Here is a 13,769-nt window from a genome sequence, read left to right as displayed (position 1 = left end):
CGGATAACGGCCCAACATGGACGAGGCAGGCAGAAAACCCCCGTCATTCCCGCGTAGGCGGGAATCCAGTTGCGGGCAAGACGGCGCGTCCTGGGTCCCCGCCTGCGCGGGGACGACGAGGATGTGGGTTACGCGCAGAGTCGTGCAGCCCGCCCTATGGTCGATCAAGTGTCGCGGAAGATGATAACGGCTCTCTCCAGGGCTATCGGATAACGGCCCAGCACGGACGAGGCAGGCAGAAAACCCCGTCATTCCCGCGTAGGCGGGAATCCAGTTGTGCAAGACGGCGCGTCCTGGGTCCCCGCCCACGCGGGGACGACGGGGAGCTATGTGCGTAGGGGCTCGCCCTAGCCCGCGGGCAGCTCCAGGATAAAGCGCGTCCAGCCGCCCTCCGACTCGCAGCGGATGGTGCCGCCATGGGCCCGGACGATGGAGCGGGCGATGGCCAGGCCCAGGCCGGCGTGTTCGGCGCCTCCCTCGCGGCGGGCCGGGTCGGCGCGGTAGAAGCGGTCGAACAGCCGCTCGCGCAGTTCCGCGGGGATTTCCGGCCCCTGGTTGGCGACCTCGATCCTGGCGGCCGTCGCGCGAAGGCGCAGCTCGCCGCCGGCCGGGGTGAAGCGCAGGGCGTTGTCGATCAGGTTGGAAAGAGCCCGGCGCAGCAGCGCACGGTCGGCCTTGACCGTGCCGTCGGCCTCGATCCGTATGCTCACCCCGGCATCCTCGGCCAGCGGCGCGAAGTAGTCGGCCAGCACCGTCAGCTCGGCCTCCAGCGCCAGCGGCTCGCGGCGGGTCTGCAGCAGGCCATTGTCGGCCTTGGCCAGCAGGAGCATGTCGCCGACCATCTGCGCCAGGTGCTGCAGTTCCTCCAGATTGGAATGCAGCGCCTCGCGGTATTCCGCCAGTTCGCGGGGCTGGCCGAGGGTCACCTGGGTCTGGGTCAGCAGGTTGGACAGCGGCGTGCGCAGCTCGTGGGCGATGTCGGCGGAGAACGCCGAGAGCCGTGCGAAGGCATCCTCCAGGCGCGCCAGCATGGCGTTGAACGCCTCGGCCAGTTCGCGCAGCTCGGTCGGGGTGCCGTCCAGCGGCAGACGGGCGGTGAGCGACTGCGCCGATACCTGCCGCGCCACCCCGGTCATCTGCCGCAGCGGGCGCAGACCGCGGCGCGCCACCCAGGCGCCGAGCAAGGCGGTGGCCAGGGCCGAGAGGCCGACGCAGAGCCAGATCAGCCGCTGCATCTGGTCGAGGAAGTGCTGGTGGTGGGTGATGTCCAGCAGCAGGCTGAGGCGCGGACCGCCGTCCAGGCGCGTTTCCACCACCCGGAAGTCGGCGCCGTGGTGGCTCCAGCGGCTCGGCTGCCCATCGCTTGCCGGCAGGTGGGCCAGCTGCGGCTGGCTGGTGAACCAGATCCGACCATCCGCGCCCTGGATGCGCAGGGCCAGTTCCGGGTGACGTTGCAGCTCCTGCTCCAGCTGCGGAAGGCGCGCGGCCAGGCCGTCGCTGTCGCCGACGCCGCGCAGCAGCTCGGCGAACACCGCCAGCTTGCCTTCCAGCTGCTGGCGGTCCAGCTCGACGAAGTGCGCCTCGCTGGCGCGGGTGAACAGGGCGCCGGCGACCAGCGCCACGGCGGCGGCGCAGGCGGCAAACAGCAGGGCCAGGCGATTGGCGAGGGACATCAGGCGCGGGCCTCCAGCACGTAGCCCATGCCGCGCACCGTGTGGATCAGCGGCGCGGCGAAGCCTTCGTCGACCTTGGCGCGCAGGCGGCGGATGGCCACCTCGATGACGTTGGTGTCGCTGTCGAAATTCATGTCCCACACCTGGGAGGCGATCAGCGACTTGGGCAGCACCTCGCCCTGGCGCCGCAGCAGCAGCTCCAGCAGGGCGAATTCCTTGGCGGTCAGGTCGATGCGTCGGCCGCCGCGCTCGGCGCGCCGGCGCAGCAGGTCGAGGGACAGGTCGGCGAGCTGCAACTGGTGCTCCTGCGGCGCGCCGGTACCGCGGCGCAGCAGGCTGCGCACCCGCGCCAGCAGTTCGGTGAAGGCGAAGGGCTTGACCAGGTAGTCGTCGGCGCCGGCCTCCAGGCCGCGCACCCGGTCCTCCACCGCGTCCCGGGCGGTGAGGAACAGCACCGGCACGCCGAGGCCCGCGGCGCGCACGGCGGCGAGAATCTGCCAGCCGTCGCGGCCGGGCAGCATCACATCGAGGATCAGCAGGTCGTACTCGCCGGTCAGCGCCAGGTGCTCGCCGGTGGTGCCGTCGCTGGCCAACTCCACGGCGAAGCCGGCCTCGGCCAGGCCCTGGCGCAGGTACTGGCCGGTCTTGGGTTCGTCTTCGACGATCAGCAGTTTCATGGTGCTCTCGCGGAGGTTGCGCAGTCGGCTTTATACGCCAGCCGGGGCCCGCGCGGGGCGAAGCTGACAGAGATGTAATCTTCGCGTCAGCCTGGCGCCAGCGGCGGCGGCCTAGAGTGGCTGCCAGACCTACAGATGGAGCCCCGCCATGTCCGCACGTTTCTTCCTGCCGCTGCTCTGCGCCTTCAGCTTGCCGGCGCTGGCCGACGGCGGCCACTTCGCCTTCGGCAAGCCGGCCGATCCGGCCAGCGCCGGGCGCACGGTGGAGATCACCCTCGGCGAAATGTACTACGAACCGGCCGCCGTGCAGGTCAAGGCCGGCGAAACGGTGCGCTTCGTGCTGAAGAACGAGGGTGGTCTGCTCCACGAGTTCAGCCTGGGCGACGCCGCCATGCACGCCAGGCACCAGGAGCAGATGCTGATGATGCAGCAGATGGGCATGCTCGGCGAGAACGGCATCCAGCCCATGGACCACTCGAAGATGGGCCACGACATGGCCGGCATGGACCACGGCGAGATGAGCCACGACGACCCCAACAGCGTGCTGGTCCCGCCGGGCGGCAGCGCCGAGCTGACCTGGACCTTCGCCGAGGCCACCGGCCTGGAGTTCGCCTGCAACCTGCCGGGCCACTACCAGGCCGGCATGTTCGGCAAGCTGGACGTGCAGCCGTGAGGTGGCTGCTGCTCTGCGCGCTGCTGGGCGCGAGCCTGGGCGCTCAGGCCGGACGCTACGAACTGGTGATCGACGAGGGCGAGGTGCGCTTCAGCGACGGCAGCCGCCCGGCGCTGACCATCAATGGCCAGAGCCCTGCGCCGGCGCTGCGCTTCAGGGAAGGCGAGACGGTGGAAATCGCCGTCACCAATCGGCTCGACCGCATGACCGCGCTGCACTGGCACGGCATCATCCTGCCCTACACCCAGGACGGCGTACCGGGCATCAGCTTCCCCGGCATCGCGCCCGGCGAGACCTTCACCTACCGCTTCACCCTCAATCAGTCCGGCACCTACTGGTACCACGCCCACGCCGACTTCCAGGAGCAGGAGGGCCTGTACGGCCCGCTGATCATTGAGCCGAAGGGACGCGAGCCGTACCGCTACGACCGCGAGTACACCGTGCTGCTGTTCGACTGGCAGGACGAGAAGCCCGAGCGCACCCTGGCCAACCTGAAGAAGCAGGCCGACTACTACAACGACCAGCAGCAGACCCTCGGCGACTTCTTCCGTGATGTGGCTCGCGATGGCCTGGGAGCCACGGTCAAGGACCGCTGGGACTGGGGCAACATGCGCATGGCCAGGACCGATATCGCCGACGTTGGCGGCTTCCGCTTCCTGGTCAACGGCCGTGACGCCGAGCAGAACTGGACGGCGCTGTTCGAGCCGGGCGAGCGGGTGCGCCTGCGCATCATCAACGGCTCGGGCATGAGCTACTTCGACCTGCGCATCCCCGGCCTGCCATTGACCGTGGTGCAGGCCGACGGCAACGACGTGCAGCCGGTGGTGGTCGACCAGCTACGCCTGGCGGTGGCCGAGACCTACGACGTGATCGTCCAGCCCACCGAGGACAAGGCCTACGCCCTGGTCGCGGAGTCCATGGACCGGCGCGGCCAGGCCCTGGCCACCCTGGCGCCGCGCCAGGGCATGCGCGCCGAGGCGCCGCCGCTGCGTGCACCGCGCCTGCTGAGCATGGCCGACATGGGCGCGGGCCACGACATGGCGGGCATGGACCATGGCTCGATGGAGCATGCGCAGATGGCGGGCATGGACCATGCCGCCATGGGCCACGCCATGCCGGCAGAGGGCAACCCGGACTACGCGCCGGGCAGTGGCATCGCGCCCGAGCCGGTCGACGGCGGGCGCGTGCTGGTCTACGGCGACCTCAAGGCCATGCGCCCGGCCGCCGGCTACCGTGCGCCGGACCGCACCATCGAGCTGAAGCTGACCGGCAACATGGAGCGCTACTTCTGGTCGTTCGACGGGGTGAAGTACTCCGAGGCCGAGCCGATCCGCCTGAAATACGGCGAGCGGGTGCGCTTCCGCTTCGTCAACCAGACCATGATGAACCATCCCATGCACCTGCACGGCATGTGGATGCAGCTAGACAAGGGCAACGGCCGCTTCAACCCACTCAAGCACGTGGTCAACGTCGCCCCCGGGCAGAGCCTGGAGGTGGACGTGCCGGTGGACGCCATGGGCGAGTGGGCCTTCCACTGCCACCTGATCTACCACATGGCCAGCGGCATGTTCCGCAAGATCGTGGTGGAGCAGGCGGACGGCAGCGCCCAGCCGTTCTACGACGAGCAGCCAGCCGCCAAGGAGAGCGAACATGCGCACCACTAATCTCGTCCTCGGCCTGTTGCTGGCCACTCCGGCCCTGGCCATGGAGCAGCACATGGACGCCATGCCGGTGGCCAAGCTGGCCGTCGACCATCTGGAGCGGCGCTTCGACGGCGACGACCAGGCGCTGGCCTGGGAACTGGAGGCGACCTACGGCAACGACCTGCACAAGGCGGTGCTGAAGAGCAGCGGTGAGCGCGTCGACGGCGGGCCGACCGACTCCAGCGAGACCCAGCTGCTGTACCGGCGCATGGCGTCCGAATTCTTCGACTGGCAGGCCGGCCTGCGCCACGACGACCAGCCAGGGCCGACGCGCAGCTACGCGGTGCTCGGCGTCCAGGGCCTGGCGCCGCAGTGGATCGAACTGGACGCCGACCTGTTCCTCAGCGAGCGTGGCGACGCCTCGCTGCGCATCGAGGCCGAGTACGAGCTGCTGCTGACCCGGCATTGGGCCCTGGAGCCCAAGCTGGAGTACGACCTGGCGCTGGATGACGATCGCGACCTGGGCATCGGCGCCGGCGGCAGCACCCTGGAGGCCGGGCTGCGCCTGCACTACCGGGCCAGCCCGCAGTTCTCGCCCTATGTCGGCTATGTCTGGGAAAAGACCTACGGCCGCTCCGGCGACTGGCTGCGCGCGGAAGGCGAGCATGACGAGGAGGGCGCCTGGGTAGTCGGCCTGCGTTTCTGGCTGTAGGGCGGGTGAAACCCGCGTGGCGGATTCGCGAGTTTCACCCGCCCTACGGGGAGATTCGGCATGGGGGTATACTGCCCGCCGTTTTTCCGCTTCCCAGGCCGTCGCCATGCAGCATCCCGCCGAACACTCGCCGTTGGGCAAGTCCAGCGAGTACGTCTCCACCTACAGTCCCGAACTGCTGTTCCCCATCCCCCGCGCCGCCAAGTGGGCCGAGCTGGGGCTGGAGGCCGGCGGGCTGCCGTATCGCGGCGTGGACTACTGGAACTGCTACGAGCTGTCCTGGCTGACGCTCTCCGGCAAGCCGGTGGTGGCTATCGGCGAGTTCGCGATTCCTGCCGATTCGCCGAACATCATTGAGTCCAAGTCCTTCAAGCTCTATCTCAACTCGCTGAACCAGACTGCCTACGCCGGCCAGGCCGAGGTTGAGGCGGTGCTGGCACGCGACCTGTCCGCCTGCGCCGGTGCGCCGGTGGCGGTGCGGGTGCGTGGCCTGGACGAGGTGGCCGCCGAGGGCGTGGCCGCGCTGCCGGGACGCTGCATCGACGACCTGGAGATCGAGGTCAGCGACTATGCTCACCCGCGCCCGGAGCTGCTGCGCCTGGCCGGCGACGAAGTGGTGGACGAGGTGCTCTACAGCCACCTGCTGAAATCCAACTGCCCGGTCACCGGCCAGCCGGACTGGGGCAGCCTGGTCGTCGACTATCGCGGCCCGCGCCTGGACGCCGCCAGCCTGCTGGCTTACGTGGTGAGCTTCCGCCAGCATCAGGATTTCCATGAACAGTGCGTGGAGCGGGTGTTCCTCGACCTGCAGCGCCTGCTGCGGCCTGAGCGGCTGACGGTCCATGCGCGCTACGTGCGCCGCGGCGGGCTGGACATCAACCCCTACCGCAGCACCGAGGCGATCGTTCCGGACAATCGCCGGCTGGTCCGCCAGTAGCGCCGGTCAGCTACCGCGGTATTCGCAGCCGCTGGTGCAGGTCTCGTGCACACGGATGCGCGAAAGCTCCGGCAGCAGCGGCTTGAGTTCGCGCCAGATCCAGATCGCCAGGTTCTCGCTTGTGGGGTTTTCCAGGCCGGGAATGTCGTTCAGGTAGTTGTGATCGAGGCGCTCGTAGAGCGGTGCGAAGATCGCCTTGATCTCGCCGAAATCCCGAATCCATCCGGTATGCGGATCGACCTCGCCCTCTATATAGACGGCCACGCGGAACGAGTGGCCGTGCAGGCGGCCGCACTTGTGACCGGCCGGGACATGGGGGAGGCGATGGGCGGACTCGAAGGTGAATTCTTTGAACAGTTCCACGGGCTTTTCTGCAGGCTGAGAGTGGGAAGAGGCCGGCACGGGCGTGCCCGATGTGTTTCCAGGCGGGCCGGCTGGGCCTCATTCTAACCTGCGGCTGGGCGGTTTCTTCTGGATAAAAACGCCAGAAACGAAAAGCCCGACCGAAGTCGGGCAGTTCGCTGTGATGGGGTTCACGGGGACAGTGAAGCGCAAAAGATGTGAAGAGAATGTGAAAAGCCGGCAACCGATTGTCGGGCCTGCGAGCGGTGCGGCTCTCAGAGTGGCTGCAGCCGCTCGCCCAGCCGTCCGCCATCCACCAGCTCGAGAAACTCGTCGCCGAGCCGCTGGCTCTCGGCCATCGCCTTGCGCCAGTAACGCTCGCGGCCGGCGTCGTCGCCCAGATAGCGCTTGAAGTCGGTACGGTCCGGCAGCTTGCTGTGGGGCAGGGCGGCCAGGTATGCCTTCGATGGGGCCAGCAGCAGGACATCCTGCAGCCGCCCGCTGTCGCCGCGGCGCCAGGGCAGGCTCTTGTCGAACCAGCCGGGCACCACCCTATCGGTGAAGTGCGGGTAGAGCACCACGCCGTCGCTCTGGTAGGGCAGGTCGAGGTGGTAGTCGAGCAGGCCACCGTCGCGGTAGGCGCCGGGCTCCAGGCCGGGAATCTCGCGGATCGCCTCCATCACCATGGGGATTGAGCCGGAGGCGAGCAGGGCGTGCCTCAGGTTGCCCTCCGCCAGGGTGTGGAAGTGCGAGCGGAAGTCGTTCAGCGCGGCGAGCGGCGGTGCGAGGCGGGCGTCGTGCAGGATCACCCGGTCGAAATGGCGGCCCAGGCGACTACGCCCCAGCAGGTTGTTGCCGATCACCGAGGAGAGCCCCAGGCCCAGCTTGCCGCGATGGTCGTGCTGGAGCAGCCCGTGGCTGCGCACCACCACGATGTTCAGGCGGTACAGCGGATTGTTCAGCACGGCGGCGTCCTGGCCTTCCAGCAGGTCGTCGAGCAGGCGCACGCAGCTGCGCGAGACCTCGGCCATGCTCACGCCCTTGGCGAAGCGCTGGCTGGTGTACAGCTCGCCCAGCCGGCGGATGCCCGCGCAGGCGTCGGGCAGGCAGGCGCTGGCGAAGCGCCAGGAGCCGATGGAGGCGCCGATCAGCGTCCGCTCGCGTGGCGCCCGCGGCAGCCAGTCGCCGAACAGCGCCAGGTCAAGGCCCTGGATGCCCAGCCCCTTGGGCCCGCCAGCGGCGCCAGGCAGAATACCGACGTCGGCCGGCTGCAGGCCGCGTTCGCGGATGCGGGCGAGGGCGCGCTTGCCGGCGCGCAGGCTGAGGGCGGGGGCTTTGACGTGGATGGCGGTCATGCTCGGCTCCGTGTGGCAAGCCAGCGATTATAGTGGCCCGGTCCGTCAGGCCAAGCGGCTTCAGGGAATGAATACCTTGCCAGTTGCGAGCCGCGGGGCGGTCCTCCGACAATTCAGCTTGAATTAAGTCGGCTTCACTATCGTGGGCACCGTAGACAACAGACACCCCCGAGGAGAACACCATGAACAAGCTGACCAGCCTTTTCGCCATCACCGCCCTGGCCACCACTGCCGGTATCGCCCAAGCCCGTGATCTGGGGCCGGACGAGGCACTGAAACTGCGTGACGCCGGCACCATCCAGAGCTTCGAGAAGCTCAACGAGGCCGCGCTGGCCAAGTATCCGGGCGGCAAGATCGAGGACACCGAACTCGAAGAAGAGCACGGCCGCTACGTCTACCAAGTCGAAGTGCGCGACGCCCAGGGCGTGCAGTGGGACGTGGAGCTGGACGCCAGCAACGGCCAGATCCTGAAAGAGCACCGGGATGACTGATGAAGTTCGTTGCACGCTATAGCGGCATCGTCGCCCTGGTCCTGGCCGTGCTCGCGCTCGATGCGCAGGCCCGCGACCTGGACCAGGACGAGGCGCTCAAGCTGCGCCGCGAAGGCGTCATCCAGCCGCTGGAAATGCTGATGGAACAGGCCCTGGGGCGATACCCCGGGGCCGTTCTGCTTGAGGCGGAACTGGAAGACGATGACGATGTGCTGGTCTACGAGGTCGAACTGCTCACCGTCGATGGTACGGTGCGCGAACTGGAACTGGATGCCCGCGACGGTCGCATCCTCAAGGACGAACTGGAGGACTGATGCGCCTGCTGCTGGTTGAAGACCATGTGCCCCTGGCCGACGAACTGATCGCCGGCCTGGGCCGCCAGGGCTACGCGGTGGACTGGCTGGCCGACGGCCGGGACGCGGTCTACCAGGGCGCCAGCGAACCCTACGACCTGATCGTGCTCGACCTCGGCCTGCCCGGCAAGCCGGGGCTGGAGGTGCTGCGCGAGTGGCGCGCGGGCGGGCTGGCCACGCCTGTGCTGATTCTCACCGCACGTGGTTCCTGGGCCGAGCGCATCGACGGCCTCAAGGCGGGGGCCGACGACTACCTGACCAAACCCTTCCATCCCGAGGAGCTGGCCCTGCGCATCCAGGCTCTGTTGCGTCGCGCCCACGGCCTGGCCAACCAGCCGCAGCTGGAGGCGGCCGGCCTGCAGCTGGACGAGAGCCGCCAGTGCGCGACCCGGGACGGCGAGACCGTCGAGCTGACCGCCGCGGAATTCCGCCTGCTGCGCTATTTCATGCTCCACCCCGGCCAGATCCTGTCGAAGAGCCACCTGGCGGAACACCTCTACGATGGCGAGAGCGAGCGCGATTCCAACGTGCTCGAGGTGCACGTCAACCGGTTGCGCGGCAAGCTCGGCCGCGAGGTGATCGAGACCCGGCGCGGCCAGGGCTACCGCTATGCCGGGGTCGGCGGGTGAGGTCGATCCAGCGCCGCCTCAGCCTGGGGCTGGCCGGTGTGCTGGTGGTGGTGGGCCTGGTGCTGGCGCAGAGCAGCCTGTGGCTGTTCGACCACAGCCTGCGCCGCTACCTGCAGGGCGACCTGAAGGACGAGACTCAGACCCTGCTGATCGCCCTGGTCCGCGGCCAGAACGGCATCCAGCTGGATGAGCGGCGCCTGGACCCGACCTTCCAGCGGCCTTTCTCGGGCCATTACTTCCGCATCGATTTCGCCGACCAGACCTGGCGCTCCCGCTCCCTGTGGGACCGCGACCTGCAGCACCCGCCGGCGCCGGGGTTGCAGGAGGGGCTGGGCGATGGCCCGCGCGGCCAGCGCCTGCTGGTGTACCGCGCCGACTACCAGCGCTTCGGCCAGGCATTCAGCATCAGCGTGGCGCAGGACTATACGCCGATCCTGGAGAGCTTCCGCCGCCTGCAGTGGCTGGGCCTGGGGCTGGGCGGCGCGGCGCTGTTGCTGATCCTGCTGGCCCAGCGCTACACGGTGCGCGCGGCGTTGCGGCCGCTGGAGCGGGTCCGCGGTCAGATCGCCCAGCTGCAGCAGGGCCGGCGCAGCGAACTGGATGCCCAGGTGCCCCAGGAGTTGGAGCCGCTGGTAGGGCAGATCAACCACCTGCTCAACCATACCGAAGACACTCTCAAGCGCTCGCGCAACGCGCTGGGCAACCTGGGCCACGCCCTGAAGACGCCGCTGGCGGTGCTGGTCAGCCTCAGCGAGCGCGACGACCTGCGCGACCAGCCGGAACTGCAGGCCACCCTGCGCGAGCAGCTGGCGCAGATCCAGCAGCGCCTGGAGCGCGAGTTGGGGCGTGCGCGGCTGGCCGGCGAGGCCCTGCCCGGCGCCCATTTCGACTGCGCGGCGGAGCTGCCGGGGCTGTTTTCCACCCTGGGCATGATCCATAGCCATGGCCTCAAGCTGGATTGGCAGGCCGAGCCCGGCCTGTGCCTGCCCTGGGACCGTGAGGACCTGCTGGAACTGCTCGGCAACCTGCTGGACAACGCCTGCAAATGGGCGGACGCGGAAGTGCGCCTGACTCTGGCGAAGGACGCCGAGGGCTATCGGCTGTGGGTGGACGACGACGGCCCAGGCATCGCGCCCGAGCGGCGCGAAGAGGTCGTGGGGCGTGGCAGCCGCCTGGACGAACAGGTGGCCGGCCACGGCCTGGGGCTCGGCATCGTGCGTGACATCGTCGATGCCTGGGGCGGCAGCCTGCGCCTGGACGACAGCCCGCTGGGCGGGCTGCGGGTGGAGGTGCGGCTGCCCGGGAACAAGCCTCGGGCCAAGGCAAGGTAATCCGAAGGCGTGTCAGGTGCGCGCGGCGCACCCTACGTCCCAGGTGCGCCGGGGAGCGCGGCGCTTACATGCCGTTGGTGAAGGCCGGGTCGGTCAGGTCGATGGCCGCGCGCACCGGCTTCAGCGCCGCGGCGTACTTGCCGAGGATGTCCAGGGCATAGTCGGCGCGGCGGCGGATGCGCAGGTCGCCCTCGCTGGCGGCCTCGCCCTCGTTCAGCACCGCTTCCACATGGCGCACGATCAGGTGTTCCGGCAGGTAGGCGATGCGGCAGTTCTTGTAGCCGGAGGCGCGCAGCTCGCTGATCGGGTAGGCACCGCCGACGCCGGAGGACACGCCGACCAGCAGCGCCGGCTTGTGCGCCAGTTCGGCCTTGCTCGTATAGAGGAAGAAGTTCTTCACCGCCGGGCAGGCCATACCGTTCCATTCCGGGGCGATCACCACCAGTGCGTCGGCGGCGGCCAACTGCTGCTGGTAGTCGGCCCAGGGACCCTTGTCGTCCGCCGGCCACAGCGGCAGAGAGCGCTCGCCCAAGTCGATCAGGCCGCTCCGTTCGGGGCTGGTCAGGCCCAGGTCGATCAGGCGCTGGCGCAGATAGCGGGCGACCTTGGCGGATTGGCTACCGGTGCGGCTGGAGCCGGCGATCAGGGCGATATCGAGCATCTTGGGGTTCTCCTGCGAATGACTGCGCGCAGGCTAGCGGCCGCTCTGCGGTGGGGCAAGGGGGTGAAGCGACAGGGCAGTGGACCGATGGCGCCAGCGCCCGTGCGGGCGCGGCGCCAGGGCTCAGACGCGGAACTGGTCCATCAGCCCCTGCTGGTGGTTGGCCAGGCTGTTGAGCGACTGGCTGACCCGGGCCGATTCGTCGGCCTGGTCGGAGAGCGTCTCGGTGACGTCGCGGATGTTCGCCACGTTGCGGTTGACCTCCTCGGCCACCGCGCTCTGTTCTTCGGCGGCGCTGGCGATCTGCAGGTTCATGTCGTTGATCACGCCGACCGACTCGCCGATCCGGCGCAACGCGGCGACCGCCTGCTCGACCTGCTCGACGCTGCCCTGGGCCTGCTTGTGGCTGCTGTGCATGGAGCCGACCACGTCGCGGGTGCCACTCTGCAGGTTCTCGATCACCTGGCGGATTTCCTCCACCGAGTCCTGGGTGCGCTTGGCCAGGTTGCGCACCTCGTCGGCTACCACGGCGAAGCCGCGCCCGGCCTCGCCGGCACGGGCCGCCTCGATGGCCGCGTTGAGGGCCAGTAGGTTGGTCTGCTCGGCGATGGCGCGGATCACCTCCAGCACCGAGCCGATCTGCTCGCTGCTGCTGGCCAGGGATTCGACCTCCGCCATGGCCGAGTTGAGTTCGCCGGCCAGTTGCTCGATGGAAAGGGTGGTGCGGTCGATCACCGCCAGCCCCTCGCGGGTGGCCGCGTCCGCGCCGCGCGCGGCCTCGGCGGCCTGGGCGGCGTTGTTGGCCACGTCGTGGGCGGTGGCGCTCATTTCCTGGGAGGCGGTGGCCACCTGGTCGATTTCGCGGAACTGCTGCTGCATGCCGGCGCTGGTCTGGCTGGCGATGGCGGCGGATTGGTCGGCGGTGCTGCGGGCGTCCTGCACCGAGCGTTTCACGTCGGCGATGATCGGCTGCAGCTTGTCGAGGAAGCGGTTGAACCAGCCGGCCAGCTCGCCCAGTTCGTCCCGCCGCGCGTATTCCAGGCGACGGGTCAGGTCGCCTTCGCCGCTGGCGATGTTCTTGAGCATGCTCGCCACGTCGAGGATCGGGCGGGTCACGCCACGGGCGGTCAGCCACATCAGGGCGATGCCGAGGAGGATGGCGACCAGGGCCAGGATCACCGTGAAGGTGGTGTCGCGGGTGCGGCTCTCGTCCAGTTGCTGCTCCAGCGCCAGGGCCGGGCCCAGCAGGACGGCTTTCGGCACTTCCAGCAGCACGCCCCAGGACTTGGCCTCGGGGATCGGCAGCAGCGGCTCGATCACCCGCAGCTTGTCATCCAGCTCGAGGAATTGGGACTGCCCGCCGGCGAGCAGCTGGCTGATCTGCGCGCCTTGCCTGGGGAAGGCGCTGGTCAGCGGCTTGCCGAGCTGGGCGGGGTCGCGGCTGTGGCCGGCCAGCAGGCCGGCGGGGCTGATGATGCTGACGTGGGCCTGGCCGTCGTACAGTTCGCCGCTGGCCTTCAGGCTGATCTGCTGCAGGCTCTCCAGGCTGATGTCGACGCCCATCACGCCGATCACCTTGCCGTCCTGCTCCAGGGGGAAGGCGATGCTGGTCATCAGGATCTGCTTGCCGTTGACGTCGTCGAAGTAGGGGTCGAGCACGCAGGTGCGGCGGGTGTCGCGGGGGCAGGTGTACCAGGCGTTGTAGGGCGCGCCGCTGGGGCCGGTGCTGGTGTCTTCGAGCTGCGTCTCGTCCATCGCCTCGGCTTCCAGGGTGCCGGGCACGGTCTGCGCCCAGTACAGGGAGAAGCGCCCCTTGTCGTTGCTGCCCAGCTCGCCCTGGCCGGCGAACAGCTCGTCCTTGCCGTCCAGCGCGTTGGCCTCGAACACCACGTAGAGGCCGAGCAGGCCGGGGTTGGCCTCCAGCGCGGAGCGCACCTGGCGGACCAGGTCCTCGCGCAGGTCGAAGGCGTCGAGGAAGCGTTTCTCGGCCTGGTCCTTGAGGAACAGCACCTGGCGCGAGAAGCCCTTGCCGTACTGGTAGGCATCCATAAAGTAGCGCTGGATGCGCAGGCCCTGGAGTTCGCCGCGCGAGGCCATGCGCAGGCGGGCGGCTTCTTCGAGCATCTCGGAGCTGGAGTCCCTGACCAGGGTGGCGCTGCGAGTGGACTGGAAGAGCGAAGCGCCCACCAGCAGGGTCACGATGGCGAGCAGGGAGAGGCCCGAGAGCAGAGTGATTTTCAACTGGATGGACAGGCGCGACAGCATGAGCAGGTCATTGAGTGTGCGGACGGC

Annotated in this window: 14 protein-coding genes; 8 read left to right on the top strand and 6 right to left on the bottom strand. The window is 69.0% G+C overall.

Going from position 1 to position 13,769, the window contains the following annotated elements; genetic code table 11:
- Nucleotides 1-347: 347 nt before the first annotated feature.
- Nucleotides 348-1,673, bottom strand: a complete 1,326-nt coding sequence (locus N5D30_RS06930; RefSeq protein WP_279908312.1) for a heavy metal sensor histidine kinase — start codon at nt 1,671-1,673, stop codon at nt 348-350.
- Entirely contained in the window at nt 1,673-2,350 is a 678-nt protein-coding gene (locus N5D30_RS06925) for a heavy metal response regulator transcription factor (protein ID WP_279908311.1), read from the bottom strand. Before N5D30_RS06925 ends, N5D30_RS06930 begins: the two co-directional genes overlap by 1 nt.
- 148 nt (nt 2,351-2,498) lie before the next feature.
- Here N5D30_RS06925 and N5D30_RS06920 point away from each other — a divergent pair, with 148 nt between their 5' ends.
- From N5D30_RS06920 to queF, 4 genes are all read left to right on the top strand, one after another.
- Nucleotides 2,499-3,023: a plastocyanin/azurin family copper-binding protein gene (locus N5D30_RS06920; protein WP_279908310.1), complete on the top strand. Its 525-nt coding sequence runs from the start codon at nt 2,499-2,501 to the stop codon at nt 3,021-3,023.
- Complete coding sequence (locus tag N5D30_RS06915) at nt 3,020-4,687, top strand: copper resistance system multicopper oxidase (RefSeq protein WP_279908309.1); 1,668 nt, start codon at nt 3,020-3,022, stop codon at nt 4,685-4,687. Before N5D30_RS06920 ends, N5D30_RS06915 begins: the two co-directional genes overlap by 4 nt.
- Nucleotides 4,674-5,378 (top strand): copper resistance protein B, encoded by a 705-nt coding sequence (locus N5D30_RS06910; RefSeq protein WP_279908308.1) that lies wholly within the window; start codon nt 4,674-4,676, stop codon nt 5,376-5,378. Before N5D30_RS06915 ends, N5D30_RS06910 begins: the two co-directional genes overlap by 14 nt.
- 106 nt (nt 5,379-5,484) lie before the next feature.
- Entirely contained in the window at nt 5,485-6,315 is an 831-nt protein-coding gene (queF, locus tag N5D30_RS06905) for an NADPH-dependent 7-cyano-7-deazaguanine reductase QueF (RefSeq protein WP_279908307.1), read from the top strand.
- Nucleotides 6,316-6,321: 6 nt separating this feature from the next.
- On the opposite strand, the gene queD is transcribed toward queF, so the two are convergent.
- Both queD and N5D30_RS06895 read right to left on the bottom strand, forming a co-directional pair.
- A complete protein-coding gene (queD, locus tag N5D30_RS06900) occupies nt 6,322-6,678 on the bottom strand; it encodes a 6-carboxytetrahydropterin synthase QueD (protein WP_279908306.1) in 357 nt (118 codons plus the stop codon).
- A 254-nt stretch (nt 6,679-6,932) separates the two neighbouring features.
- On the bottom strand, nt 6,933-8,012 hold the full coding sequence (locus N5D30_RS06895; protein ID WP_279908305.1) for a patatin-like phospholipase family protein: 1,080 nt from the start codon (nt 8,010-8,012) through the stop codon (nt 6,933-6,935).
- A gap of 182 nt (nt 8,013-8,194) precedes the next feature.
- Here N5D30_RS06895 and N5D30_RS06890 point away from each other — a divergent pair, with 182 nt between their 5' ends.
- The 4 genes from N5D30_RS06890 to N5D30_RS06875 are packed head-to-tail and all read left to right on the top strand — an operon-like array spanning nt 8,195 to nt 10,816.
- Nucleotides 8,195-8,503: a PepSY domain-containing protein gene (locus tag N5D30_RS06890; RefSeq protein WP_279908304.1), complete on the top strand. Its 309-nt coding sequence runs from the start codon at nt 8,195-8,197 to the stop codon at nt 8,501-8,503.
- A complete protein-coding gene (locus tag N5D30_RS06885; protein ID WP_220813188.1) occupies nt 8,503-8,817 on the top strand; it encodes a PepSY domain-containing protein in 315 nt (104 codons plus the stop codon). Before N5D30_RS06890 ends, N5D30_RS06885 begins: the two co-directional genes overlap by 1 nt.
- On the top strand, nt 8,817-9,485 hold the full coding sequence (locus N5D30_RS06880; RefSeq protein ID WP_220813187.1) for a response regulator transcription factor: 669 nt from the start codon (nt 8,817-8,819) through the stop codon (nt 9,483-9,485). The genes N5D30_RS06885 and N5D30_RS06880 overlap by 1 nt, the downstream gene beginning before the upstream one ends.
- Nucleotides 9,482-10,816, top strand: coding sequence for a sensor histidine kinase (locus tag N5D30_RS06875; RefSeq protein WP_279908303.1), 1,335 nt, complete (start codon nt 9,482-9,484; stop codon nt 10,814-10,816). Before N5D30_RS06880 ends, N5D30_RS06875 begins: the two co-directional genes overlap by 4 nt.
- 64 nt (nt 10,817-10,880) lie before the next feature.
- On the opposite strand, the gene N5D30_RS06870 is transcribed toward N5D30_RS06875, so the two are convergent.
- Together N5D30_RS06870 and N5D30_RS06865 are read right to left on the bottom strand one after the other, a co-directional pair.
- On the bottom strand, nt 10,881-11,477 hold the full coding sequence (locus tag N5D30_RS06870) for an NAD(P)H-dependent oxidoreductase (RefSeq protein ID WP_279908302.1): 597 nt from the start codon (nt 11,475-11,477) through the stop codon (nt 10,881-10,883).
- Nucleotides 11,478-11,600: 123 nt separating this feature from the next.
- On the bottom strand, nt 11,601-13,742 hold the full coding sequence (locus tag N5D30_RS06865; protein WP_279908300.1) for a methyl-accepting chemotaxis protein: 2,142 nt from the start codon (nt 13,740-13,742) through the stop codon (nt 11,601-11,603).
- Between the last annotated feature and the right edge of the window lie 27 nt (nt 13,743-13,769).

The sequence above is a fragment of the Pseudomonas sp. GD03875 genome, assembly GCF_029840585.1.
GTDB lineage: Bacteria > Pseudomonadota > Gammaproteobacteria > Pseudomonadales > Pseudomonadaceae > Aquipseudomonas > Aquipseudomonas paralcaligenes.
The sequence above is the reverse complement of the archived record's forward strand: the minus strand, read 5'-3'. Positions and strand labels throughout refer to the sequence as shown.